Annotated in this window: 20 protein-coding genes; 9 read left to right on the top strand and 11 right to left on the bottom strand. The window is 42.5% G+C overall.

The annotated features are described in order from the left end of the window. Position 1: 1 nt before the first annotated feature. The gene (locus L7A31_RS16340) at positions 2-1993 is read right to left on the bottom strand and encodes a diguanylate cyclase domain-containing protein (protein WP_237362820.1); all 1992 of its coding nucleotides are present in this window, start codon (positions 1991-1993) and stop codon (positions 2-4) included. 105 nt (positions 1994-2098) lie between these two features. Next, positions 2099-3094: an ABC transporter substrate-binding protein gene (locus L7A31_RS16345; RefSeq protein WP_237362821.1), complete on the bottom strand. Its 996-nt coding sequence runs from the start codon at positions 3092-3094 to the stop codon at positions 2099-2101. Between the two features lie 328 nt (positions 3095-3422). On the opposite strand from L7A31_RS16345, the gene L7A31_RS16350 reads away from it, so the two are divergent. Together L7A31_RS16350 and L7A31_RS16355 are read left to right on the top strand one after the other, a co-directional pair. Continuing rightward, entirely contained in the window at positions 3423-4334 is a 912-nt protein-coding gene (locus L7A31_RS16350; protein ID WP_237362822.1) for a VirK/YbjX family protein, read from the top strand. Between the two features lie 286 nt (positions 4335-4620). Further along, positions 4621-5016, top strand: a complete 396-nt coding sequence (locus L7A31_RS16355) for a hypothetical protein (RefSeq protein WP_237362823.1) — start codon at positions 4621-4623, stop codon at positions 5014-5016. A 77-nt stretch (positions 5017-5093) separates the two neighbouring features. Here the strand turns inward: L7A31_RS16355 and phoU are convergent, their stop codons facing one another. From phoU to L7A31_RS16375, 4 genes are read right to left on the bottom strand one after another with little or no spacing between them, the layout of a single operon-like run. Beyond that, positions 5094-5792: a phosphate signaling complex protein PhoU gene (phoU, locus tag L7A31_RS16360; protein WP_237362824.1), complete on the bottom strand. Its 699-nt coding sequence runs from the start codon at positions 5790-5792 to the stop codon at positions 5094-5096. A gap of 32 nt (positions 5793-5824) precedes the next feature. Next, positions 5825-6643 (bottom strand): phosphate ABC transporter ATP-binding protein PstB, encoded by an 819-nt coding sequence (gene pstB / locus L7A31_RS16365; protein ID WP_237362825.1) that lies wholly within the window; start codon positions 6641-6643, stop codon positions 5825-5827. Between the two features lie 2 nt (positions 6644-6645). Further along, the gene (pstA, locus tag L7A31_RS16370; protein WP_237362826.1) at positions 6646-8292 is read right to left on the bottom strand and encodes a phosphate ABC transporter permease PstA; all 1647 of its coding nucleotides are present in this window, start codon (positions 8290-8292) and stop codon (positions 6646-6648) included. 25 nt (positions 8293-8317) lie between these two features. Next, complete coding sequence (locus L7A31_RS16375; RefSeq protein ID WP_237362827.1) at positions 8318-10513, bottom strand: ABC transporter permease subunit; 2196 nt, start codon at positions 10511-10513, stop codon at positions 8318-8320. Positions 10514-10719: 206 nt separating this feature from the next. On the opposite strand from L7A31_RS16375, the gene ppk1 reads away from it, so the two are divergent. From ppk1 to L7A31_RS16390, 3 genes are all read left to right on the top strand, one after another. Next, the gene (ppk1, locus tag L7A31_RS16380; protein ID WP_237362828.1) at positions 10720-12810 is read left to right on the top strand and encodes a polyphosphate kinase 1; all 2091 of its coding nucleotides are present in this window, start codon (positions 10720-10722) and stop codon (positions 12808-12810) included. Further along, the gene (gene ppx / locus L7A31_RS16385) at positions 12807-14306 is read left to right on the top strand and encodes an exopolyphosphatase (protein WP_237362829.1); all 1500 of its coding nucleotides are present in this window, start codon (positions 12807-12809) and stop codon (positions 14304-14306) included. The genes ppk1 and ppx overlap by 4 nt, the downstream gene beginning before the upstream one ends. A gap of 181 nt (positions 14307-14487) precedes the next feature. Beyond that, on the top strand, positions 14488-15045 hold the full coding sequence (locus L7A31_RS16390) for a sugar O-acetyltransferase (protein WP_237362830.1): 558 nt from the start codon (positions 14488-14490) through the stop codon (positions 15043-15045). Positions 15046-15076: 31 nt separating this feature from the next. Here the strand turns inward: L7A31_RS16390 and L7A31_RS16400 are convergent, their stop codons facing one another. The 4 genes from L7A31_RS16400 to phoB form a co-directional block, all read right to left on the bottom strand. Next, a complete protein-coding gene (locus L7A31_RS16400) occupies positions 15077-17920 on the bottom strand; it encodes a methyl-accepting chemotaxis protein (protein WP_290368759.1) in 2844 nt (947 codons plus the stop codon). 184 nt (positions 17921-18104) lie between these two features. After that, positions 18105-19067 (bottom strand): PstS family phosphate ABC transporter substrate-binding protein, encoded by a 963-nt coding sequence (locus L7A31_RS16405; protein WP_237362831.1) that lies wholly within the window; start codon positions 19065-19067, stop codon positions 18105-18107. Next, positions 19067-20368, bottom strand: coding sequence for a phosphate regulon sensor histidine kinase PhoR (gene phoR, locus L7A31_RS16410; protein WP_237362832.1), 1302 nt, complete (start codon positions 20366-20368; stop codon positions 19067-19069). Before phoR ends, L7A31_RS16405 begins: the two co-directional genes overlap by 1 nt. Before the next feature lie 9 nt (positions 20369-20377). Next, positions 20378-21067: a phosphate regulon transcriptional regulator PhoB gene (gene phoB / locus L7A31_RS16415; RefSeq protein WP_237362833.1), complete on the bottom strand. Its 690-nt coding sequence runs from the start codon at positions 21065-21067 to the stop codon at positions 20378-20380. Between the two features lie 270 nt (positions 21068-21337). On the opposite strand from phoB, the gene rdgC reads away from it, so the two are divergent. The 3 genes from rdgC (at position 21338) to L7A31_RS16430 (ending at position 24092) form a co-directional block, all read left to right on the top strand. Next, positions 21338-22246, top strand: a complete 909-nt coding sequence (gene rdgC, locus L7A31_RS16420; RefSeq protein WP_237362834.1) for a recombination-associated protein RdgC — start codon at positions 21338-21340, stop codon at positions 22244-22246. 188 nt (positions 22247-22434) lie between these two features. Further along, positions 22435-23835 carry a prephenate-dependent tRNA uridine(34) hydroxylase TrhP gene (gene trhP / locus L7A31_RS16425; RefSeq protein ID WP_237362835.1) on the top strand — a complete coding sequence of 467 codons (1401 nt, stop codon included), beginning with the start codon at positions 22435-22437 and terminating at the stop codon, positions 23833-23835. 2 nt (positions 23836-23837) lie between these two features. Next, positions 23838-24092 (top strand): YfhL family 4Fe-4S dicluster ferredoxin, encoded by a 255-nt coding sequence (locus L7A31_RS16430; RefSeq protein WP_237362836.1) that lies wholly within the window; start codon positions 23838-23840, stop codon positions 24090-24092. 30 nt (positions 24093-24122) lie between these two features. On the opposite strand, the gene mepA is transcribed toward L7A31_RS16430, so the two are convergent. Then, positions 24123-24947: a penicillin-insensitive murein endopeptidase gene (mepA, locus tag L7A31_RS16435; RefSeq protein WP_237362837.1), complete on the bottom strand. Its 825-nt coding sequence runs from the start codon at positions 24945-24947 to the stop codon at positions 24123-24125. A gap of 231 nt (positions 24948-25178) precedes the next feature. On the opposite strand from mepA, the gene L7A31_RS16440 reads away from it, so the two are divergent. After that, positions 25179-25541, top strand: coding sequence for a SadB/YajI family lipoprotein (locus tag L7A31_RS16440; protein WP_237362838.1), 363 nt, complete (start codon positions 25179-25181; stop codon positions 25539-25541). Positions 25542-25997: the final 456 nt, after the last annotated feature.

Consider the following 25997-nt stretch of genomic DNA (forward strand, 5'->3'; position numbering starts at 1 on the left):
ACTAATCCAAAGAACTTGGATCATGATGGTGAGTATTTTTTCGCGAATGTTTAGCTTGGTACATCGCGTCATCGGCTAACCTCATTAAAGTATCGATATCTTCGCTATCATCAGGATATAACGAAATCCCGATACTCGCGGAGATTATGATCTCTTTGCCACCGAAAAATGAAGGCACAGAAAAGCTAGAGAGGACTTTTTCAGCGACCACATCAACTTGTTCGCGTGAGCTAAGCTCTCCTAACAATACGACGAATTCATCTCCGCCGAGCCTCGCTACCGTATCTTCCTTTCGAACACTAGACAAAAGGCGCGTTGCTACTTCTTTCAGCACCCTGTCGCCAGTGCTGTGTCCTAATGTGTCATTGATTTGTTTAAAGTTATCTAGGTCGATAAACAGTAAGCCTACTTTGCTGTTATTTCTCTTTCCGTGAGCCATTGCTTGCTCAATCCTATCGTGGAAGAGATTACGATTGACTAAGCCTGTCAAGAAATCGTAATGAGCTTGATACCATATCTTAAGCTCATTTTTTCTTTGTACTGTAATGTCTTGCATGACACCAATAACTTTAGTTGGCTGGCCACTCTTGTCATAAATAGCCTCAGAACGGTGAGTCACATACTTCTCTACTCCACCGTTCAAAATGAGTTTGTTGGTCCATTGAATATGTTTGTTTTTTTCTGGAATCGTTAACCAATATTTCTTCACCTGATCCCGCTCTAGTGGATCAACGTGATTCAAAATTGATGTAACTCCAAGAGCCAGCTCTTTCTCACTAAGCCCCAAAATAGTGCAAATTTCATTGGAGCACGTGTATCTATCAGATTCTATATCCCACTCCCAGTTCCCCAACTGAGCTATTTGTTGTGCATGTTTTAGTAAGTTTTGGCTTTTTCTAAGCTTTCTTTCTGTTATCTCAAGAAGCCTATACTCTTCTTCTAACTCTTTATTCATAATGGCTAATTCAGTGGCTTGCATCTTGTCCCTTTTTTGCGCGTGATTTAAGTCGACCACCATCTGATTAAAACTCGATACCAATATATTAAGCTCATCAAGGTCTGTTGCTTTAAGTGGCTCTGGAAACTGGCCATCTCCCATCTCCCTCGCTGCCTTAGAAAGCTTATGTAAAGGAACAATGACTTTTTTATTGAAGTAAATCCAAGTTGAATAAGCTAATACCAACGCTAAACAAGAAATCAAAACCACATCAAACAAAACATTCCGTATTAGCTGGTACGCCTGCGTGACAGGCTGCTCGACAATTACTTGCAGCCCTAACGAATCCAACTTGCCTTGATGCGAATGAATAACAGAAATTTTTCCAGACAAGCCTTTCGAAAGCTCACTCTGGCACTCTCCAATCACTGTACCTCTCAATACAACACTAGGATTTCGATGTGCGACAACTCTTCCTAAACTGTTCACAACGTAAGCATCACGATCAGCTTCTAGCCCGACCATCGCCAGCGTTTCCCAAACAGACTTCAACCTAACTTCGGCGTACAAAATGTTGCTCAGTTGAGCGCTTCGAGGATCGATAGTAGGTACAGCCAGCCGAGCAATCGGCTCTCTAAGTCCCACATCGAACAGCACCTCAACCTGCCGTTTCCTATTTTCAATTGCACGTACGAAGAGCGGTAACGAAACTAACTCTTCAAACAAACTTGGTGTATTTAACGAGGTACGAGAGACTTGAAGAACAGTCGAATTGTCTAGGTCTATTAAACCGGCAGACTCAAACAAGCCACTACCAAAAACCAAGCTTTGCAGCAGCTCTTTTTGCTGTCGGGAATTTAACTGAGTAATACCACTACTTTCAAGAAAGAGAAAGTCGCGCTCAGCTTGATCAAAAATAGCTAACACTCGATATTCAATTGACATGGCGATTTGCTCGAACAGTTCCAGCTGTTGAGTTTTGAATGATTCGTAGCTAGCTCGCCCTGAGATAAGCGCAATGATTAGAATAGGACCAACAGTCAACCCAAGAAACATGGTTAGTAACCTAAATCTCAAGGATTGAGTGAATCTAGGCTTCGCTGACTTGCTCTGTGAACTACGCAAGACTTTTCCTTTTATTTCACATCAGCTATCAGTCGCTTATTCATTTTTTTCTTCCGGACGAATAATGACTTTCGCTTGTCGCAGTAAACTATCAGGTATTTCAAGTCCAATAACTTGAGCCGTTTGCAGATTAATTCCCAAATAAGACTCTGCTGTTTCTACTGGAAGCTGCGCTATCGAGTTGCCTTCTAAAACTTGATGTGCCATACGAGAAGCTTGATGCCCTGCTTCATAGTGGACAATTCCATAAGCCATGAGAGCCCCCTTTTCTACCTGAAGATTTGACGGACCTGAAAGTGGGATTTTTGCTTCAATAGAAACCCTAACAATATCTTTGATTCGCTTATTCACCACGCTATCAGGCAATATAAATAAAATATCGGTATTAACGGGAAGGTTTGCTAGAGCGTCGTTCAAAGCGTTGTTGTCAGGACACTCTGCGAGAGTAAGATTCACATCCAATGTATCAGCACTACTCTTCAGTTGTTCTAGTGCACTCATTGGCGCTGGGTCATTGGGGTTATACAGGACTAATACATTTTTTGCTTTGGGCACTAGCTGTCTCATTAGATCAAGTCGTAAAGCTTGATTGTTGCTGATTTTAACACCACTGATATTCCCACCTGGAGAGGTTAAACTCGTCATGACTCCCGCTTTAATGGGGTCCGCGATAACACCAAATACTACAGGTATGTCTGTTTCCATAGTGGCTTTATAGGCCGCGACTCCTGTAGGTGTTCCAGCAGTAAAAATAAGGTCTACATTCCTGTCTATAAAATACTGGAGCTGTTCTTCCAAAGCTTTACCTGTAAGCGGCTTGTCTTCAGAAATGACCGTTAGATTCTTTCCCTCAATATAGCCAAGCTCAGACAAACCATCTCTGAAACCTTGAACGTTTCTCAAGCCATTTGGGTTATTGGTAACCAACCCTACGGTATAGCTTTCTTTTGCTTGATCACAACCAGACACAACGAGAAGCATCACCGGAAAGATAAATCGATATAGTTTCACTTTAGCTTTTACAAAATCCATTTTGCTTTGCTGCCCTTTTTATTTGTTCTTAGTAATCGTAGCAGCCAAACAATAAATGTGACCAATCTATCAAGGTTAGTTCCTTTCTTGGAAAATTCAGCAACTGACTAATTTAATGAAAAAAAGCACAATTATTTGCGTAATAAACCACTCGAGAGTTGTGGATTATAAGAATAAAAATTTAACATTAAATTGATAGTTGCCATTTGATCTATCATCACACCATTGGTAGATTACACTCGCCAGAAAGGATCGAAACCAGTTCAGGGATAGACTGACAATCTAATGAAACGCAGAAAGTTGTTTCATTCTTATTGGTAACTGAGCTATGTTCTTCAATTACATAAGATATTTAAAAACACTACCTCGCGTTGCAGCTAGTGTCTATCCTGAAATTCAGGGAGTAAAAAAGTTCCGCTACAATGCTAGGTTTTGTTTGTGGGCCATGCTAAAGCCGAATGTACTTAAACAAATGCAGGGCTTATTCGAACAGCCCGAAATGCGTGTTGTCGCTGACAATTACCCTCGTATCTTTGAAAAACCTCTAAAACCTTTTGTTTGCCTAAAATGGCGCCCCAATTTAAGAGCTAAGAAGATCAGCGAGCACTTTTTGTTATTGCAGCAAATCTATGGTCATGCTTTTACGCAGTTCTATGTGCCTGCGGGATGGACTTTGCTTGAAGTTCTAGACTACAAAATACAGTTGTGTGCTGGCCCTGAGCGAGAAGGCTCTCTTGCACTTAAGATGATTGATGATAAGCAAAGAGATCTGTTTACATTAGCCTTCAATATATCGACGACTCCAAATCGTGAAATTAGCATTGGAGCACTACAAGGGCCCGGTGATCATATCGAGAACCGTGGTGAGATCATTAAGCAACTCACTCGTGGGTTACATGGTCTACGTCCAAAAGCATTGATGCTTGAGTGCCTGCTGATGTTAGCTCGTTCTTGGGAAGTGGATACTGTATTTGGCATAACCAACAAAGGTCATATTTATCAAGCGCTAAGATATCTAGGCTCTAAACGCTCTAGTGTAAGTTACAATTACTCGGAATTATGGGGAGAATACGGCGGTGAAGTGGCATCCAAACACTTTTATAAACTGCCCGTGAATCCTCCTCGTAAAGACCCTAGCACCCTCAAAAAGACTAAAAGACGTTTGTACACGAAAAGGTATGATTGGCTTGCAGAAGCGGAACAATCGATTATGAAGCGTTTGCAGGAATTAGTTAACTAGTCGTATTTGTGGCGTATGTTTAAAGTTATTAAGCTAAGACATGCGCCACTTATTTGATACCTTTTTCATACTCTAAGCAGGGCTTCGTGAAAAAGACCTTCTAAATGATTTTCTACCCGTAAACTTATTTGCCTCTCTTGATGATAAAGTATTAATTAATTTTATTGTATTTTGCATGCCATATCACCATACTAGCCAACCTAAGCAATATCATCAATATTTTTCGTAAGTTACAATAAAACCTCATCTGCTATTGGTTCATTAATCAAAATCATTGAGGGAAATAATGAAGAAAGCTCTAGTGTTAGGCGCAGCATTACTCGCTCTATCTGGCTGTTCGACAATGTTTAATAATGGAAGTCAAACCATTCTAGCGACAAGCTCAAATCCAGATAAAAAAGTTAAAGTAGACATCACAACACCAAGTGGTTCGTATCAAACCTACTTACCCGCAACTATCGTTGCCAAACCTTCTTCATCAAAAGATGTGGCAATAAAAATTAATACTAAATGCTATGACAGCTCAACTGTCGTCGTGAACAAAACCATCACTCCTTCCTACTGGGCAAACCTTCTAAACGGTTGGGGCTTCATCATCGATGCGATGACTGGAGATATGTGGAAATATGACAACCAAGTTGTGATTCCTGCACAAGCAAAACCTAACTGTGCAAAAAGCTAAAACTAAAACACCCAAAGCCCGTGCTTTGGGTGTAATTCAATCTTCTGCTTATTGAATACAAATAAGAGTAAGCCTCACTACTTTAAAACATCATCGATACTCTGATTACCTATGTGGCGAATGTCTTTGCCTTTCACAAAATAGATGATGTATTCACAGATGTTTTGGCAACGATCTCCAACCCTCTCAATCGCCTTCGCAGACCACATCACCTGTAGAACACTGGGAATATCTGCTGGGTTATCTGTCATATAAGTAATAAGCTGCCGGATGACTGCTTCGTATTCTTCATCAATTTTATCATCAAATTTATAGACTTCTTTCGCCGCTTCTACATCCATACGTGCGAAAGCATCGAGAACTTGATGTAGCATCGCAATCGCTTGACGGCAGAGAGGCTCAAGTGAGGCTTGGAAAGTACGCTCCTGAGCGGTTTGACTCTCAAGAGCGATATGAGCAATTTTAGTCGCTACGTCACCAATTCGCTCTAGATCGGTAATGGTTTTGATGATGGCCATTATCAGGCGTAAGTCTTTTGCTGTCGGTTGGCGTTTGGCAATGATTCTCGTGCAAGCTTCATCGATAAACACTTCCATTGCATTCACTTTATGATCGTCTTTGACCACTTTCCTTGCGAGTTCAATGTCTTCTTTATGCAGAGCCTGCATCGCAAACGCGAGCTGTTGTTCTACCAATCCTCCCATAGTTAATACATGGGTTCTGATAGACTCAAGTTCGACGTTGAACTGACCTGAAATATGACGACCAAAGTTCATTGATTCTCCTGTAAATACAACCAACTACTCACTTAGCCATATCGACCAGTAATGTAATCTTCTGTCTGTTTTTTCTTCGGTGAAGTAAATATAGAGTCTGTATCGGAATACTCTACCAATCTGCCTAAATGAATAAAAGCGGTGTGATCGCTCACCCTAGCTGCTTGTTGCATGTTATGAGTCACAATTGCAACGGTATATTTGGTTTTTAGATCGTTAATCAACTCTTCGATAGTCAGCGTTGAAATAGGATCGAGGGCTGAAGTAGGCTCATCTAATAGTAGCACTTCAGGCTCTATCGCAATCGCCCGGGCAATCACTAACCTTTGCTGCTGACCACCAGATAACCCAAACGCGTTCTCATGCAAGCGATGTTTTACTTCATCCCATAGTGCTGCAGCCATTAAAGAGCGCTCAACAGCATCGTCTAGTGTGCGGCTGTTCTTAACGCCTTGTAGCCTCAAGCCGTAAACTACGTTTTCGTAAATAGACTTGGGAAAAGGATTCGGCCGCTGAAATACCATCCCAACCCGGCGACGCAGTGTTGGCACATCAACCTCGGGGTCATAGACATTTTTACCTTGGATGAAAACCTTCCCTTCCACCGAGCACCCATCCACCAGATCGTTCATGCGATTGATGCAACGCAGCAGTGTCGATTTACCACATCCTGATGGCCCGATGAATGCTGTGACTTGCCCTTTGGGAATCCGCATAGATATATCAGTGAGAGCCTGCGTTTTTTTATAAAACAGGTTCAAGTTTTCAATTGCGATAGCAGTCTCTTCATCACTGAGGTTATTGACATCTAAAGGAGCTTGATAGCCAAGCGCTTGGTCCACTGAAAACATGTTCAATCTTGTCCTAATACACGATATTTTTCGCGTAAATTGTTACGAATACTTATTGCCGTTAAGTTAAGCCCTACTATTACTGTAACCAATAAAAAAGACGTTGCGTAGACAAGAGGCCTAGCCGACTCAATATTGGTACTTTGGAATCCAATATCGTAGATATGAAAACCTAAATACATAAACTTACGATCTAGGTGCAAATATGGAAACTGCCCGTCAACTGGTAGGCTTGATGTCAGCTTCACAGCTCCAACCAACATTAGCGGGGCTACTTCACCAGCAGCCCTTGCTACCGCTAGTATTAACCCCGTGAGCATAGCAGGAGTCACCATAGGCAAAACGATGCGGTATAAGGTTTCGAATTGGGTTGCTCCAAGAGCTAAAGAACCATGGCGAACCGATTGCGGAATCCGGCTTAACCCCTCTTCTGTGGCAACAATCACAACAGGTAGCGTGAGCACGGCTAAAGTCAGCGCAGACCATAACAACCCTGGCGTACCAAAAGTCGGTACTGGTAGCTTTTCTGCATAAAATATTTTATCGATTGACGTCCCTATGGTGTAGACGAAAAACCCTAAACCAAACACACCATAAACAATGGATGGAACTCCTGCTAGATTAATCACAGCAATTCGAATCATACGGGTGAGTAGATTATTTTTCGCATATTCGTGCAGATATATCGCTGCAATGACACCAAGTGGCATAACAATAATCGACATGATAATCACGAGTAAGACCGTGCCAAATATTGCTGGAAATACACCGCCTTCAGAGTTAGCCTCTCTTGGGTTTTCCGACAAGAATACCCAAACTTTTTTGCACCAATGCACCATTTTCTCGGTTATGGTCATCTTATTCGGAAACCATACATCTAAGACTTGGCTAAGCGGAATTTTAACTTGCTTACCCGTCATCTCCTGCATGAGCAATGCACGCTTGCTCAACTCTGAACGCAACTGATCAACCTTATCATTCGCGGCATTCAATTGCGTTAAGATCGCTGAAAGCTGCTTTTGGTATCGCGCTAGGTATTGCTTGCTGGTTGTACCTTGCAATTCTCGACTGCGCTTTTCCAAACGAAGCCTTTCCGCTTGAGCACTAAACTCTTTAATTTTATCCGTAATAATGGTTTGAATTTCATCGCGAACTGTTTGCAAATAAAACATATTAGAAGCAAGCTGAGCACGAACATTTTTAGAGATACTGCCATCAGAGTTGATTATGCCAATGGGTTTTCCATAAAAGTCACCGTTTTCAGAGCGTTCAACAACAGCCCAATCTTTAGGCGTTGTCCGAGAGGTAATATTTGTAGCTAATAGATGAACAAAATCCGCTGAGTACAGCTCTCGGTTTGCAATTTTGACACTGAGGCGCTTGACCACGCCTTTAGATCTTATTTCTTTCGGGAAGTCGATATGCATTTCTTTCAGGTGGCCAATCGGAACATATTCTGTGTTATAGAGCTGCCCAACTAAAATGTGGCCATCTTTGGTATGCCATTGATATAAGGGTGCAGGCCAGAAATACGATAGCCCTTTCCAACCAATCAACAACAATAACCCTAGCACGGACAGCAAGCTGATACTTACAGCTCCACCCGTCAACCAAATCCAAGGCGCACCAACACTAAACCATTTAGACATTCGGCCTCTTTAACATACGTAAACCTTACATTGCACGATACTTCTCCCGCAGACGCTGTCTCACCCATTCAGCCAAAGAGTTGACAGCAAACGTGAACACTAAAAGTATTAATGCTGCTAAAAACAGCAAACGGAAATGAGGGCTTCCAACCTCAGATTCAGGCATTTCTATGGCGATAGTCGCAGCTAGCGTTCTCATCCCTTCTAAAATATTCCAGTCCATAATTGGAGTATTGCCAGTAGCCATCATAACAATCATGGTTTCACCTACCGCTCGCCCCAGCCCCATCATGACGGCTGAGAAAATACCCGGGCTGGCGGTTAACAGGACAACGTTGGTTAGCGTTTGCCAGGGCGTAGCTCCCAAAGCTAAAGAACCATCTGAAAGGTGCTTAGGAACAGAAAACACGGCATCTTCAGCAATCGTAAAGATAGTAGGAATAACAGCAAACCCCATAGCAAACCCTACAACTAATGCGTTCCTCTGATCGTAATCAATACCATGATTAGCTAAAAATACACGCACATCCCCATTAAATAACCAAGCCTCAACGATACCGCTATTGTCCAGCAATAAGTAGGTGAACAAGGCGACCAACGGCATTAAGATCAACGGATGCCAACCATTTGGACAACGCCTAGTTATTGCGCTAGGTAGTAACTTCCAAGCAAATCCCATCAGCACTATAAAAGGAGGCAAAAGCAACATCGTGAGAACAATTGATACGAGGTGGCTTTCTACTATCGGCGCAAACCATAAGCCCGCTAAAAAACCGATAATAACGGTTGGAAGTGCCTCCATAAGTTCTATGGAGGGCTTTACTATCCTGCGCATTGTCTCTGACATAAAATACGCAGTATAAATTGCCCCACAGATAGCAATAGGTAAAGAGAATAACATGGCAAACGCTGCTGCTTTTAGCGTACCAAATGTCAGCGGCATTAGACTAAATTTGGCTTCATAGTCGTGACTGGAAGAGGTGGTTTGCCAAACGTATGCTGGTTTGGGATAGCTTTCATACCAAACCTTTCTCCATAGCGAAGAAAAAGAGATCTCTGGAGCATAAGCATTCGCTTGCGAGACAGATAGTTTGCCTTTGCTATAAGTTAGCAGGTATTCCTCGTTACCTGACATTGCCGCAAGCTTCGGAGCATGATCGAAAAGTCCGGAAAAAGTTTGCACACGGTCATTCGTTGTGTAGTAACTCTTAACGACGCCACCCTGTGAGAAGCTATAGAACCCCTTACGATAAGAATCAGGAAGAATAAAGCTCAAGCCCTTAGAGGCGGTAAAACTACGGATGAAGGTTAAGGTACGCTTTTCACTTCTCAGTACATCAAACCACTGCGCTATATCACCATTGTCATAACTGACGATCAACGAATAGGCTCTAGCAAGTAAGTTGATCGATTTGACTGGCACACCGTCGGTGTCTCGAGAAAGGTCAACACTTTCTCGAACCTTAAATGCATTGTCAGATTTTTCTGCAACGACTAAGTGAGAGCCATAGCGAAGATAAATTGTTTTGCCATCAGGCGTCATCAATAGTTGATCGATATCTGGCAAATTAATAGGCAGGGAAAACTGGTGAATTTCCTTAGCATTACTGTACCAACGCACGTCAACCATCCCATCAGTGTATGCGGCCGCCAGAGTCAATATTCCGTGATTGACTGAGAATGCGACCTTCGATAGTTGCGTGGAAGCTTTGTGCAAAGAGGTTGCTTTTCCATCGAAGAAATAGCTTACATCTGGGTTAATCAGGTTTCTATGTTGGCTATAAGCATGTAAAAAGGTCGGCTTTATGAGAGTGACATCGTCTTTCGAATCCACCAGCGCTATCCAACCTTCTTGATTTGGCGTTAAGGCGATTTGCTGAATCGAGTTAGACACGTTGAAAGAGGAAAGATCACTTAACGCATTGTGGTTAAAAGATAAAAAACGAAGCTCACCATCATTGCTTATTGTGTAAGCATATTTTCCCGAGTCATCAATTCCCATTGCTAATGGCTGGTACTTAGTGGTAATTTGACCCGAGGCATAAGGCTTTAAAGTAGGGCTTGAAAACAGCGGGATAACCATATTGACTAAATAAACAAAAATTAGGATCAAAGCGGCAAGCACCGCGAGTCCGCCGCACGTTACCATTGCTTTTGCGATTCGGTCCTTAATGAGTCTTTTCTTGTCTTTCTCCCGCAAAGAAAACCCTGATCCAGCCATTCATTCCTCTATCTAGATTTTTGCAGCGTCATAGTATGTCTACTAAATGACAATTATATTACAACGCTGAATAAATTACTGAAAACAATAGAAGTATAACGCTGCTATAACAGAGCTTAATGTAGGTATTATTTCAAATGGCCTTTTGTACATTAAAACATAATATTCTGTTTATATAATCCCGGATTTTGAGTTGGTATCGAACAATGAGCACCGATAAATTATACGTTGAAAAAGAGTTGAGCTGGCTTTCGTTCAATGAAAGAGTCCTCCAAGAAGCCGCTGACACCAGTGTGCCTCTTATCGAAAGAATCAGGTTTTTAGGGATATTTTCCAACAATTTAGATGAGTTTTATAAAGTCAGGTTCTCTGATGTAAAACGTAGAATCCTAATCAATAGAGAAACTGGCGGCAGCGACAATGCGAAGCACTTACTAACCAAAATGCAAAATCGCGCCACCAAACTCAACCAGTATTTCGATGAAGTCTACAACGAGTTATTGATTGAAATGGCAAGGAGAAGGATTTTTCTCGTCAATGAAAATCAGTTGTCAGAGACGCAACTCGATTGGGTGAAAAGCTACTTCAAGCAGAAAGTGTTACCAAATGTAACTCCGTTACTCGTTACCGAAAAGTTTGACATGCTTTACTCTCTCAAAGACGAGCACGCTTACATTGCTGTCGAGCTTAAAAAAGACCAACAATCTCAATACGCGCTGCTAGAAATCCCAACGGACGATATGCAGCGGTTTGTTATTGTCCCAGAGTCCAAAGGTGATCGTAAGAAAACCATCATTCTACTCGACAATATTATTCGTGCTTGCCTCGACGACATTTTTAGTGGATTTTTTGACTACGATGAACTTAATGGCTACGCCATAAAACTGACTCGCGACGCCGAATACGATCTAGGCTACGAGGTTGAGCACAGCTTGTTAGAGCAGATGTCAGAAGGCCTAAACCAAAGATTGACCGCAATGCCAGTAAGGTTCGTTTATGAACGCAATATGCCAGAGGAAATGCTGAGCTTTTTATGTGAAAAGCTCGATATATCTCACTATGACAGCCTCATCCCCGGCGGCCGATATCATAACTATCGAAACTTTATTGGTTTTCCGAATGTTGGGCGAAAATACCTAGAAAACCCTTCATTAACACCGATTCACTGCGCTGATTTCGAAGGTTATAGCAACAAATTTGATGCTATTCGCGAACAAGACATATTGCTTTACTATCCCTATCACACCTTTGATCATATCAATGAATTGGTCCGCCAAGCCTCTTTCGATCCCAAAGTGTTGAGTATCAAAATCAATATCTACCGGGTTGCCAAAAACTCGCGACTAATGCGCTCTTTAATAGACGCAGTACACAATGGCAAAGGTGTGACGGTGGTTGTCGAACTCCAAGCTAGGTTTGACGAAGAGGCGAATATTGAGTGGTCGAAGGTACTGACCGACGCTGGCGTACAAGTTATTTTTGGTGTGCCTAGTTTAAAAATTCACTCGAAACTTCTTCTCATCGCTCGTAGAGAAGAAGGTGAAATAGTGAGATACGCGCACATCGGCACTGGTAATTTCCATGAAAAGACAGCTCGCATTTATACTGATTTTTCTCTACTTACTGCCGATCCGGAAATCACTAACGAAGTACGTAATGTATTTGTCTACATCGAAAACCCATACCTTCCGGTCAAGTTCCATCATCTGATCGTATCACCGCGAAACTCTAGAAAACGGCTCTATCAGTTGATCGATAGTGAGATCGAAAACGCTAAAGTAGGCAAATATGCTGAAATCACTTTGAAAGTGAACAATCTCGTAGACAAAGGCTTAATCAACCGACTCTACAAAGCGAGCACTGCAGGCGTACAAGTCAAAATGATCATTCGTGGCATGTGTGCTTTAGTGCCTGGCTTAGAAGGGATAAGTGAAAACATTCAGATCATCAGCATTATCGACCGTTTCTTAGAACACCCACGCGTTATTGTTACGCATAATGATGGTGATCCACTCGTTTATATCTCCTCAGCAGACTGGATGACTCGAAATATTGACCATCGCATCGAAGTCGCGACACCAGTACGAGACCCTCGCCTTAAGCAGCGCATTATTGATATTCTGAACATTCATTTTACTGATACGGTAAAAGCGCGTTGGATAGATAAGTCGATGAGCAACTCGTACGTACCTCGCGGAAATAAAAAGAAAGTGCGCTCACAAATTGCCATTTACGACTATCTTAAACGTATAGAAAAACAAACCAGAAAAAAACATACAGATAAAGCAAGAAAATGAACCAACGAACTGATATTCGTGATATAGCTGCCATAGACCTTGGCTCCAATAGCTTCCACATGGTAGTAGCCAAAGTCGCCGATCAAGATTTGCAGCTAGTCAGCCGACACAAGCAAAGAGTTCGCTTAGCTTCTGGGCTAGATGGTCTTTACAACCTTGATCACGCCTCAATGGTGAGAGGGCTAGCGTGTTTGGAAATGTTTGCCGAAAGGCTTAAAGGTTTCGAGGAACATAACGTACGTATTGCCGGCACTCACACACTTCGCCAAGCCAATAATGCCCATCTATTTTTGCAACGTGCTCGTGAAGTGATCCCTTTTCCTATCGAGATCATTCCCGGAGAAGAAGAAGCGAGGCTTATTTACCAAGGCGTAGCCCACACCCAAGTCGAATCAGGCTCCAAACTTGTCATTGATATCGGTGGTGGCAGCACCGAGCTTATTGTAGGTAGTGGTTTTGAACCGACCTTACTAAGCAGCAAGCGTATGGGTTGCGTCAGCTATACTGAGCATTATTTTAAAAATGGCAAATTGTCGAAAAAGAACTTCGCTAAAGCCATACTGGCTGCCGAACAAAAACTTGAGTCCATCGTCTCTAAGTTCAAGAAAAAAGGCTGGGATATGGCATTTGGCTCGTCTGGTACCATCAAAGCGGTTCGAGAAGTCCTGTTTTCAATTGGCTATGACGATGGGGTTGTCACTCTCAAGCGCGTTGAAAAACTGATTGAAAGACTCTGTGAATGGGACAATATCGACGATATAAAATTGGATGGCTTAACGAATGAGAGAAAACCAGTTTTCGCCGCTGGTGTTGCTATTCTGTGCGCAATTCTAAAAGACTTAAACATCTCAAAACTCTACTTCTCAGAAGGTGCATTGAGAGAGGGTTTACTCTACGAGATGGAAGAGCGATTACAACGCTCCGATATCAGAATGCGCACGACAGAAAATTTAGCTGTGAAGCATTTTGTCGACTTAGAGCATGCGAATAAGGTAAAACAGCAAGCGGTGCTGTTCCTCAAACAAGTACAGCAACAACTTGAACTAAAAGAAGGTAGCGAGTTATTCGATTTATTAGAGTGGAGTGCGCTATTGCATGAGGTCGGTTTGAGTATCAGCTTGCAAGGTTTTCACAAGCATTCTGCCTATATCCTGAAACATACCAATATGCCCGGATTTAACCAAGAGCAACAAAGAGTACTCGCAACACTAGCCCGCTTCCAAAGAAAAGCTCTTAAACTCAATGAAATGGAACAATTTAGTCTATTCAAGCAAAAGCACGTAATAGGGTTAATCCAAGTGCTTCGTCTTGCAATATTGGTCAACGGACAGAGACATGACGAAGATCTAATTGAGTTTAATTTATCATGCGAAGAGGGAAGTTGGACTCTCAGCTCTCCTAGCCCAAACTGGCAAGAAGAACACAAACTACTACTAGCCGATCTTACCAGTGAGAAAGAGTATTGGTACTCAGCTGGTTGGACACTTAACTTTTAAAGATACTCGATAAACTCCAAACTTCGCCCCCTGACATTTGGTAACACATAAGCCGCTTCGCTTTATCACTTCAGTGAAGCGGTTCAACATCCTTTGACACCAATTAAGCTATCTTACTGCTTTTATTACCAAACCAGTACAAAGTAGATTTACGATGTAGATTGGTTAAAGGCAACTTATTTTGAAAAGTGAAAAACAGAAGATGCTGGCTGGCGAGCCATATAATGCTTGTGATCAAGAACTACATCGCGAACGAATAGAGTGCCGTAAGCTATTGCAAGCACTCAACAGTAGTATTCCTGACACACCAGAATGGCGTGAAGCCATCGACACTTTAATACCAAACTCTGCAGGCGCTTTCCTTGAGCCTCCATTTAGGTGTGACTATGGCTCCAATATCACACTAGGACGAAACTTTTACGCCAACTTTAACTGCGTCATTCTTGACGTGGCTGAAGTTAACATTGGGAGCAATGTTATGTTTGCGCCTAATGTGCAAATTTATAGTGCTACTCATCCTTTAGATGTAACTAGCAGAGTTATAGAAAACGTTGAATTTGGTGTTCCAATTAATATTGGTGACAATGTTTGGCTTGGAGGTGGAGTCATTGTTTGCCCAGGAGTCACTATCGGAGATAACAGCGTGATCGGCGCAGGCAGTGTTGTCACTCGGGACGTACCAGCCAATGTTGTCGCAGCTGGCAATCCCTGTAAAGTAATCAAGACAGTTCCTAGCTAAAAGTCACTAAGCGGCTGGCTTGGAGCTAATTTCAATCTTGATCCATTGAGAAGAACTGTAACGTATCATTCATCCCTTGAGCTTGCTGCGCCATTTGTTTGCTCATACTTGATACTTTTTCGACGAGTAAAGCATTTTGCTGGGTCATCTCATCCATTTGCGTAATGGCTTGGGTCACCTGCTCAATCCCCAAACTTTGTTGAGAAGAAGACTCGGTAATTTCTCCCATCATTTCACGAACCTTACGCACTGAGTCAACGATTTCCCCAAGGGTTTCCCCTGACTGATTGACTAACTTGCTACCATTTTCTATTTTTTCAACGCTATCTTTAATCAGCGCTTTAATCTCTTTTGCCGCGGTGGCAGATCGCTGAGCTAGGTTACGTACTTCTCCCGCAACGACTGAAAAACCACGTCCCTGCTCACCGGCTCTGGCTGCTTCTACAGCGGCATTCAACGCAAGTAGGTTCGTTTGAAAAGCAATTTCATCAATTACCCCAATGATGTCATTAATTTTCTTACTCGAGTCGTTGATTTGCTGCATACTTTTAATCGCTTGCTCTACGACTTCGCCACCAATGACAGCCTTAGATTGAGCCTCGTTTGCCATCACATTCGCTTCTTTGGCACTGTCAGCATTTTGCCTGACCGAAGCCGTCATCTCTTCCATGCTCGCGGCCGTCTCTTCTAATGCCGATGCTTGAGTTTCAGTTCTTTCACTTAAATCATTGTTGCCGCGAACAATCTCGTCTGACGCGATTTTTACCTCACTAGAGGCCAAGCTGACTGAACTCACAACATTGCGAAGCTCTCCAACCATATTGTTAATGGCATCTTTAAGAGCCATGAATTCTTCGGAGAATTCAGCACTAATATCTGAGCTTAAGTTTCCTTTCTCTAACTTAAGTAGTGAAGTCTTCACCTCTTCTACAGCTTGAACTCGACCGGTAATTTCAGTGGCGAATTTTACAACTTTAAATGGCTTGCCGTTTAAATCGAGAATCGGGTTATAAGTTGCTTGAATCCATATTTCTTTGCCACCTTTTCCGACACGTTTGAACTCACCAGCCTCAAACTCACCACGGTTCAGTTTCTGCCAAAACTGTTTGTATTCTTGGCTATTGGCGAGGCTTTTTTCTGCAAACATACTGTGGTGCTTGCCCAGAATCTCCTCTAACTTGTAACCCATTGTTTGGCAGAAATTCTCGTTGGCGGTAATGATGGTGCCATCCATCTCAAATTCAATCACAGCTTGTGCTTTACCCACAGCCTCGATTTGCCCTTGAAAGTCTGCATTTTTTATTTTCTGGTCCGTCACATCTGTCGCAAACTTAACCACTTTGAACGGTTTGCCATTTAAGTCAAAAATGGGGTTATAAGTTGCTTGGATCCAAATTTCTTTGCCGCCTTTCCCTACACGTTTAAACTCACCAGATTCAAATTCGCCACGATTAAGCTTTTGCCAAAACTGTTTGTATTCTGGACTATTCGCTAGACTTGGCTCTGCAAACATTTTGTGGTGCTGGCCTTGAATCTCATCCAGCATGTATCCCATTGTTTGGCAAAAATTGTCGTTTGCAGTAATGATGGTGCCATCCATATTAAACTCAATAACAGCCTGCGCTTTACCAACTGCTTCAATTTGCCCTTGGAAATCAGCATTTTTTATCTTTTGCTCGGTAATGTCTGAAGCGTATTTGACGACTTTAAAAGGCTTGCCACTCATATCCAGAATGGGATTGTACGTCGCTTGAATCCAAACTTCCCTACCATTCTTGCCCACCCGCTTAAATTCACCAGAAATAAACTCGCCTTGATTAAGCTTTTGCCAAAACTGTTTGTATTCTAGGCTGCCAGCTAGGCTTGCTTCAGCGAACATTTCATGATGTCGCCCCTGAATTTCTTCCAGTGAATACCCCATGGCAGCGCAGAAATTCTCGTTTGCTGAAATGATGGTGCCATCCATATTGAACTCAATTACTGCTTGAGATTTACCAACGGCTTTGATTTGTCCGCGATAGTCAGCATAGGTCAGCTTTTGTTGAGTAATATCAGCGGCATACTTCACAACTTTAAATGGCTTTCCATCCATATCCAAAATTGGATTATAGGAAGCTTGAATCCATACCTCTTTACCATGTTTTCCCACACGCTTATATTCACCAGCTAAAAACTCCCCCTGATTAAGCTTCTGCCAGAACTCCCGATATTCTGCGCTAGAGGCAAAGTTAGGTTCTGCGAACATACTATGATGCTGACCTCGAATTTCATCTATGCTGTAGCCCATTGCTTTGCAGAAGTTTTCATTCGCGGTGATGATGGTGCCATCCATATTGAACTCAATCACTGCTTGAGATTTACCCACAGCCTCAATTTGCCCTTGATAGTCTGCGTTTTTTAATTTCTGTTCGGTTATGTCAGTGGCAAATTTCACCACCTTATAAGGCATGCCTTTGGCATCAAGAATTGGGTTATAGGAAGCATGAATCCAAACGTCTTTACCACCTTTACCCACTCGCCTAAACTCACCTGAAAATGACTCCCCAGAGCTCAGTCTCTGCCAAAAACTCTGATATTCAGTACTTTTGGCATAAGCTGGTTGAGTAAACATGCTGTGATGCTTACCCTTAATTTCCTCTAAAGCATATCCCATTGCATCACAAAAATTTTTGTTGGCACTGATGATAGTCCCATCAAGGTTAAATTCTATTGTCGCCTGAACCTTGTCGACAGCAGCTAAAATAGCCTTATTCTCTGCAGCTTCTTGAGGTGGCTCAGAGAAGGTAATTTTGTGTTCAGATAACTTGGATGATGCCGATCCGCTGTGCAAACTTTTGCTACGATTCCCGAGCAAACCAAACAAACTAAATCCCATGTACTTCCTCCAAGGATATCCAGACTATTCAATTAGAAGTTAGAATGACTTAGCTTAGAGTATAGGATGGAAGATATAGGAACGCGAAAAGGTAAAGCCAACAAATTGGCAGCATTCTATGGTTTTGATTTAACTAGCAATTCAGCCTACCACTAAGGTGTTACAAAAGCAGCCGACACTTATACTAGTTTATGCCAACTTTGAGTAACTGCTTTTGTGCAATGTTTTCAGAAACAGGAACATAGCCATCTTTATCAACTAAAGACTGCCCTTGCTTAGAAAATATGAAGGTGAGGAACTCTTTGACAACTTTAGGTAAAGGCTTTTGCGGAGGCTTATTGACATACACATAAAGGTAACGAGATAAAGGGTACTCTCCTGAAAGAATGTGTTCGCGGCTTGGATAAACATAGTCACTCCCCTCTCTTGCAATTGGCAACATACGTACTCCTGCTGAACGATACCCCACCCCCGAATATCCGATGGTATTAATTGCAGACGCAACAGACTGAATAACAGATGATGAGCCCGGTAAAGCATTCACTCGGCTTTTGTAATCACCACCACAAAGCGCATGATCTTTGAAATACCCATATGTGCCTGAAGCAGAGTTTCTACCGAACAATTGAATACTTCTTTTGGCCCACTCATATTTCAGCCCTAGCTGCGACCATTTAGTCACGGACTTGGTTGCGCCACACCGTAAAGTGGCGGAGTAAATACTATCAAGCTGAGAAATATCGAGCCCTTTAATAGGGTTATCATGATTGATATAGATACCGATGGCATCAATCGCAACACGAAGCTGAGTCGGTTTATAACCATAATGTGCGACAAAAGCATCAATCTCTCTTCTACGCATTGGCCGACTCATTGGTCCAAGCTGTGCCGTACCCTCTGTTAAAGCTGGCGGTGCTGTTGCTGAGCCAGACGCTTGCACTTGAATAGTCACGCCAGGGTACAATTGATTAAACTCTTCGACCCAAAGGGTCATCATTCCCGATAAAGTATCGGAACCCACTGAAGATATATTGCCAAAAACTCCCTCTTGTTTTACGTAGTTCTGCAGCTGCTCAGCGTAAGTTCGAACACTAAGCAACAACAGAACGATAGTAACAACGAATTTGAGTTTTCGACTTTGGTTCATTAACGACTCGCGATTAAACGGTTAGGCAATACAAAAGAGAATTTACTTCCCACGCCAAGTTCACTATGCACTTCTAGATGTGAATCGTGGTGATTGAGAGCATGCTTAACAATCGCTAACCCAAGCCCACTTCCTCCCGTGTCGCGAGATCTCGCTTTATCAACCCTATAAAAGCGCTCTGTTAATCGAGGTAAGTGTTGAGGCTCAATACCATCACCACTATCCGCAACCTCGAGCAAAGCACCTTGAGGTGTTCGACACCATTTCACATGGATTTCAGCACCAGCTGGCGTGTACTTCACCGCATTATAAACCAAGTTTGAAATGGCGCTGCGAAGCTGATCTTGGTCGCCTAAAACAGATAGAGATCGATCAACTTCGAAAGAGACTTGGTGCCCTTGATCGCCACTTAAGCTGACCGCCTCTTTTTCTAGTACCTCTAACATGGATGGCACATTGACCACATCTTCGAGTTCATGCATTGGTGAGGCTTCGATCTTGGAAAGCGTAAGCAATTGGTCAACTAAACCACTCATACGATTCAGTTGCTCTGTCATTACACCATGCGCTTTTTCCCACATCGGCCCAACAAGCATATCAGGATCTTCTGTCATCTCTAGATAACCACGTAAAACTGTCATTGGTGTGCGCAGTTCATGCGATACATTGGCGAAAAAGTTGCGACGCATACCCTCCAGTTGATTTAGTTGAGTGACGTCCCGCACGACCATCAAATGCTCGCCTTCTGTGTAAGGTACGATACGTAGCTCAAGTACTCTTTCAACATTAAGTGGTGAGCGCATTTCCAATGGTTCTGAAAAGTCGTTCTTGTTTAGGTACTTAATGAAATCCGGAGTGCGAATCAAATTCGATATGGGCTGGCCTGAATCTTCTGGCCAACGAAAACCAAGAATGGCTTGGGCCAGTTTATTGCACCAAACAATGTTGCCTTCACTGCGAAAAACCACAACCGCATCGGGCAAAGATTCTGCACCGTTTCGAAAGCGACGAATTAAATTAGTGAGCTCTTTTCTTTTTCTTCGCTGCCGTTGTTGAAGTCGATAAATGCCATTGAATATCGACTCCCAATCTCCAGTACCTGATGGCGGAGCGAGTCTCTTTTCATCCCAAAGCCAAGAAGAAAGGCGCATTTGGTTAAACAAATGCCACACCAGTTGCAATACGGTTGCAGCAAGCAGTAGCCAAGCCATATGGCCGAAGAACCAACCAATGATTAGCCAAGGTGCGTAAAAAAAAGCCAGCCCCCAAGCTAGCTTTTTCCAGGTTAACCGAGTAACCATTCGTAACCCTTAAGATTTAACTGAGAAGCGATACCCTGCCCCTCGAACAGTTTGAATAAGTTTGTCATGTCCCGCGTATTCCAACGCTTTACGTAGTCGACGAATATGAACATCAACGGTGCGGTCCTCGACATAAACATTGGTTCCCCAGATGTTGTTTAAAAGCTGCTCGCGACTGTAAACGCGCTCTTGGTGGGTCATGAAAAAGTGCAGCATCTTGAATTCTGTCGGCCCCATATCGAGAGGCTGATCATTGGCGGTCACTCGGTGAGAGACAGGATCGAGAATCAAACCTTGAACATTAATCACATCTTCCAATGCTGTTGGTGTCACTCGGCGGATCACCGCTTTTAGGCGCGCAACCAATTCTTTCGGTGAGAACGGTTTAGTGATGTAATCATCAGCGCCCACTTCTAAACCTCGGACTTTATCTTCTTCTTCACCACGAGCCGTAAGCATAACCACAGGAATATTGCGAGTTAGCTCTTCACGCTTCATATGTTTTATAAAGTTAATTCCGCTACCGCCAGGTAACATCCAATCTAACAGAACTAAATCTGGGAAGGGTTCAGCAAGCTTATTGACTGCAGTGTCATAATCTTCCGCTTCTACGGCTTGGTAACCTTTCTGTTCAAGTACAAAGCACAGCATTTCACGAATAGGAGCTTCGTCTTCAACAACTAGAATCCTTCGAGACATAAATGAATAACCTTATAAGATTTAATTTATATTCAGGCGTTTGCCTTTTCGACGTTTAGCATTATCACTACTAATTATGACACTTTTGTGACCACTGAAAAGAAATTTTAATATAAGTTTCTTTTCAGTTTCATTGTTATAACCAAATATGACCACGCTACAGAATTCACACCTTGAGCTCATTTTGGGGACATATTTTGATTTCTAAGTAAGACAATCAGAAAAAAGTTATTTATGATTGCTCTCCTTAAACAGGGTAAAGAGAAAAATATGTGGTTTAAAAACTGTCTAGTTTATCGTTTCAATCGAGATATCGAATTCAACGCTGACCAGCTTGAGAATCAGCTTGCGGAATTTAAATTTACTCCTTGCAGCAGCCAAGACAAACAGAAGTTTGGCTGGACAAATGCTATGGGAAAACATGGCGATATGATGACCCATGCTTCGGAAGGCAACATTCTTATCTGTGCCAAGAAAGAAGAAAAAATGTTACCTGCTTCTGTGATTAACGAGGCGTTGCACAGCAAAATTGAATCAATGGAGCAGCAAGAAGGCCGCCCGTTGAAAAAGAAAGAAAAAGAGAACATTAAAGACGATATCATTGTCGACTTACTGCCAAGAGCATTTAGCCGCAGCAACTTTACCTATTTGCTTATTCTGCCGAAACAAAAAATGATACTGGTCGACGCAAGCAGTCATAAGAAAGCAGAAGATGCTCTTGCACTGCTAAGAAAAACAATTGGTAGCTTGCCTGTTGTCCCGGCTATCCCAGAAAAAGCCATCGATACCACGCTAACTGAGTGGGTAAAATCTGGTGATACTCCTGCTGGATTTACAATGCTTGATGAAGCAGAGCTAAAATCAGTGCAAGAAGATGGTGGCATCATTCGCTGTAAGAACCAAGAGCTTTCATCAGAAGAAATCTACAACCACATCAATGCTGATAAAGTCGTTACTAAGCTTTCTCTAAATTGGCAATCGCGAATAGACTTCGTTCTTGCAGAAGACGGAACGATTAAGCGCCTCAAGTACTCCGAAGATCTGAAAGATCAGAACGAAGACATTCCAAGAGAAGACCCAGCAGCGCGTTTTGATGCTGATTTTTCATTACTTTGCGGCGAGTTCAGCTCATTTCTACCAAATCTTTACAGTGAGCTTGGTGGATTCACCGAAGCATAACTTCACGCCAATTGATTCACACTCTAGGAGATACAAATCTGTATCTCCTAATCATCCTGTCTTACCGCTTGCTTGTCTAAGACACAAAAACTCTAGGCATTATCTACGTTTTGACGTAAAATTTGCGCCCTTCAGTGCCATGTGGTGGTGCTGACCTGACTTGAAATCAGAACTAGAGAATTAGAGCAATGACAACTCAAAGCAATTTCGTACCAGAATTACTATCGCCAGCGGGCAGCCTAAAGAACATGCGCTATGCATTTGCATACGGAGCAGATGCCGTTTACGCAGGACAACCTCGCTATAGCCTTCGCGTACGTAACAACGAATTCAATCACGAAAACCTAAAGGTTGGTATCGACGAAGCACACGCGCAAGGTAAGAAGTTTTACGTGGTTTGTAACATTCAACCGCATAACTCAAAACTAAAAACCTTTATTCGCGACCTTAAGCCTGTTGTAGAAATGGGTCCTGACGCGTTAATTATGTCTGATCCAGGCCTGATTATGATGGTTCGTGAAGCGTTTCCAGATATGGCTATTCACTTGTCAGTGCAAGCCAATGCGGTTAACTGGGCTACAGTAAAATTCTGGTCTACTCAAGGCGTTGAGCGCGTTATTTTGTCTCGTGAGTTGTCATTAGAAGAAATCGAAGAAATCAGAGAGCAGTGTCCAGAAACGGAAATTGAAATTTTCGTCCACGGCGCACTATGCATGGCTTATTCAGGCCGCTGCCTGCTATCTGGTTACATCAACAAGCGCGATCCTAACCAAGGTACGTGCACCAATGCCTGCCGTTGGGAATATAAAGTTGAGCAAGCTAAAGAAGATGACGCAGGCCAACTAGTTGAGAAGTTTGATCCAGCAGAAGCTCAAGCTGTTGAAGTTCAAGAAGAACGCCCTGATAACACATTAGGCTTAGGTAAGCCTACTGATGAAGTGGTGCTTCTATCTGAAGCTCACCGACCAGAAGAAAAGATGGCAGCATACGAAGATGAGCATGGCACTTACATCATGAACTCGAAAGATCTTCGTGCAATTCAGCATGTTGAGCGTCTTACTAAAATGGGCGTGCATTCATTGAAAATTGAAGGTCGTACTAAATCTTTTTACTACTGTGCTCGCACCGCACAAGTTTATCGCAAAGCCATTGATGACGCGGTTGCAGGTAAACCATTTGATGAAAGCTTGATGGGTACTTTAGAAAGCCTTGCTCACCGTGGCTACACTGAAGGCTTCCTACGTCGTCATACACATGATAGCTACCAAAACTATGATTATGGTTACTCAGTATCAGACATGCAGCAGTTTGTTGGTGAATTCACTGGTAAGCGTCGTGGCGATCTTGCTGAAGTAGAAGTAAAGAACAAATTCATTGTTGGTGATAGCCTTGAGCTGATGACACCAAAAGGAAATGTCATCTTTACTCTAGAAGCAATGGAAAACCGTAAATCTGAAGTCATTGATGATGCAAAAGGAAATGGCCACTTTGTGTTTATTCCAGTACCACAAGACCTAGACTTGGAATATGGCTTACTGATGCGCAACCTTCAGCAAGGACAAGATACTCGTAACCCAACGGGTAAATAGTTATGTCACTTCTGATAACCAAAAAGTGCACAAACTGCGACATGTGCGAGCCGGAATGCCCTAACAATGCTATCTCTATGGGAGATAGCATTTATGAAATCGATCCGGACTTATGTACAGAGTGTAAAGGTCACTATGATAAGCCTACTTGTCAATCAGTATGCCCTATAACAAACTGTATTATTACCGACCCAAAAAATGTCGAAACAGAAGAAGAACTGCTAGAAAAGTACGTGATTATTCAAGGCCTAGCGTAAGAAAAGCTCCTCAGGGAGCTTTTTTATTGCCTAGTTTGCGTCTCGCAGCATTGCTAAACACATTTCTGGTGCTCGTATTGGCGCTTTAAACTTTTTTCGATGCCTTTCCTTTTTCATATCCTCAGGTTTCCAACTGGCAATTTCTGCTCCACACCCATCACCTTGTGGCGGCGCTTTTTGAGGGTAGCAATGTTTATCTCTTACAGAGCAACTCAATCTAACGTGAAAATGGTAGTGATGCCCAAACCAAGGCCTTATCTTTCTAAGCCACTCCCGGTCAGTACTCATCTCGGCTTTGCATAATTGCTTTTTAATAACAGGGTGAACAAAGATTCTCGTGACCTCTTCGTCGCTTGCCGCCAATTTGAGTAATTCAAAATGTGCGTGACTCCAATTGGAATTGATCTGGTAGTTTTCTATGTCGACAACACTTATCGCTATAGGAGCACGTAATTGAGATTTAGATAAAGGCCTGTCTACTGTACGAAACCAGATATCGACGTCTAACCCTGTCTGATGGCTAGCATGACCGGATGAAAACTGCCCTCCTTGAGGTAGCGAGATATCACCAACAAGTAGGTTCGTCTTGTTTTTTTGATAGGAGGCGTGCGCCAAATTACGCACGAAGCGAATAGTTTTCTTATGGCCAAAATAGCGTAAGTTTTGACTACGAATTACTTGGTAACCGATACCTTGAAGTGGCAAGCTTACGCCACCAGCTAGACAGCCATTTGAGTAACTTCCTATAGACTCTGTCGAGCGCGCAGATGGTTTAGAAAGCTTTTCCCAAGGAGTTGAGTAAGATGTATTTGGCAATGTAAGTAACGCTATTGCCACCCAAAAAAGATAATTCACTAATTTGTTTCCTACCTTTATCACTAACTTATTTATAAGCATAGTCTTTTGCTAGAAAAACATTTATATCAAACGTCGTGTTATTTAAATGAGTAGGGTTTACTTCCCCAATAATTAATAACTGAATATTTACAAATATTTTAATGCCGAGTGTTAGGATCCAATAATTAAGAAAGAGTTGATTATCCCAATTAACTTGCTCGATACCCTAACAATGAGATATTGGTATATATGATAATTAAATATTTAGCTTGCTCAGTTGGCATCTTATCAGCACTTCTTAGCATGCCTAGCTTTGCTCAACAGAACAACGAATCGCAGCAAATCTCAGCTCTTAAAAAGCAGATTCACCGCCTAAACCATGAAGTTCAGCAATTGAACGACAGAGTGGACTTTCTTGAATCTCAAATAGGTAATGGCCACCACACAAACAGCTCTGCGTATATTTGTTCTATTTCAGTGTTTGGAAAAACCTATCAAGGTGAATCATTTAATCATGCTAAAGCAACGCTTGAAGCAATGAATAAATGTCGCGCAAAAAACGACAATATGTTTTGCACTCAAGAAACAGTTTCGTGCCAAAAAATACAATAGCGCAATTTTTATAATTCGAGGATCTTGTTCTGGACGCTTGGTAGAAGGAATCCAGGCAAGCAGAAGCGCTGGGGATATTCGGCAGGCTCTCAACACTAACCATTGTTTGAAAGTACGGGTAAATCCGCTGCTCCACCAATTTGAGCAAAAGATATAGCGTAGACAAGAAAGCTACAACGCTTCTGTTAGAGCCTTAAATAATGGCAGGGGTAGAGAGGTTCGAACTCCCAACACGCGCTGTTTTGGTAAGTCGGGGAATCCGTTGCTTTGCCAATTGAATGCTTCAACATGAAAAAGCAAAAAGGCTCCAGTCTTTCAACTAGAGCCTAAATATGGCAGAGGTGGAGAGACTCGGCCGGGCTGGCGCTCCAGCTCCCAACACGCGCTGTTTTGGTAAGTCGGGGAATCCGCTGCTGTGCCAATTGAATGCTTCAACATGAAAAAGTAAAAAGGCTC

The organism is Vibrio marisflavi CECT 7928 (genome assembly GCF_921294215.1).
Taxonomy (GTDB): Bacteria; Pseudomonadota; Gammaproteobacteria; order Enterobacterales; family Vibrionaceae; genus Vibrio; species Vibrio marisflavi.

Coding starts and splice junctions, on each gene's coding strand:
- L7A31_RS16340 (WP_237362820.1), bottom strand. CDS start 1,993: ATGTTTCTTGGGTTGACTGTTGGTCCTATTCTAATCATTGCGCTTATC.
- L7A31_RS16345 (WP_237362821.1), bottom strand. CDS start 3,094: ATGGATTTTGTAAAAGCTAAAGTGAAACTATATCGATTTATCTTTCCG.
- L7A31_RS16350 (WP_237362822.1), top strand. CDS start 3,423: ATGTTCTTCAATTACATAAGATATTTAAAAACACTACCTCGCGTTGCA.
- L7A31_RS16355 (WP_237362823.1), top strand. CDS start 4,621: ATGAAGAAAGCTCTAGTGTTAGGCGCAGCATTACTCGCTCTATCTGGC.
- phoU (WP_237362824.1), bottom strand. CDS start 5,792: ATGAACTTTGGTCGTCATATTTCAGGTCAGTTCAACGTCGAACTTGAG.
- pstB (WP_237362825.1), bottom strand. CDS start 6,643: ATGTTTTCAGTGGACCAAGCGCTTGGCTATCAAGCTCCTTTAGATGTC.
- pstA (WP_237362826.1), bottom strand. CDS start 8,292: ATGTCTAAATGGTTTAGTGTTGGTGCGCCTTGGATTTGGTTGACGGGT.
- L7A31_RS16375 (WP_237362827.1), bottom strand. CDS start 10,513: ATGGCTGGATCAGGGTTTTCTTTGCGGGAGAAAGACAAGAAAAGACTC.
- ppk1 (WP_237362828.1), top strand. CDS start 10,720: ATGAGCACCGATAAATTATACGTTGAAAAAGAGTTGAGCTGGCTTTCG.
- ppx (WP_237362829.1), top strand. CDS start 12,807: ATGAACCAACGAACTGATATTCGTGATATAGCTGCCATAGACCTTGGC.
- L7A31_RS16400 (WP_290368759.1), bottom strand. CDS start 17,920: ATGGGATTTAGTTTGTTTGGTTTGCTCGGGAATCGTAGCAAAAGTTTG.
- L7A31_RS16405 (WP_237362831.1), bottom strand. CDS start 19,067: ATGAACCAAAGTCGAAAACTCAAATTCGTTGTTACTATCGTTCTGTTG.
- phoR (WP_237362832.1), bottom strand. CDS start 20,368: ATGGTTACTCGGTTAACCTGGAAAAAGCTAGCTTGGGGGCTGGCTTTT.
- phoB (WP_237362833.1), bottom strand. CDS start 21,067: ATGTCTCGAAGGATTCTAGTTGTTGAAGACGAAGCTCCTATTCGTGAA.
- rdgC (WP_237362834.1), top strand. CDS start 21,338: ATGTGGTTTAAAAACTGTCTAGTTTATCGTTTCAATCGAGATATCGAA.
- trhP (WP_237362835.1), top strand. CDS start 22,435: ATGACAACTCAAAGCAATTTCGTACCAGAATTACTATCGCCAGCGGGC.
- L7A31_RS16430 (WP_237362836.1), top strand. CDS start 23,838: ATGTCACTTCTGATAACCAAAAAGTGCACAAACTGCGACATGTGCGAG.
- L7A31_RS16440 (WP_237362838.1), top strand. CDS start 25,179: ATGATAATTAAATATTTAGCTTGCTCAGTTGGCATCTTATCAGCACTT.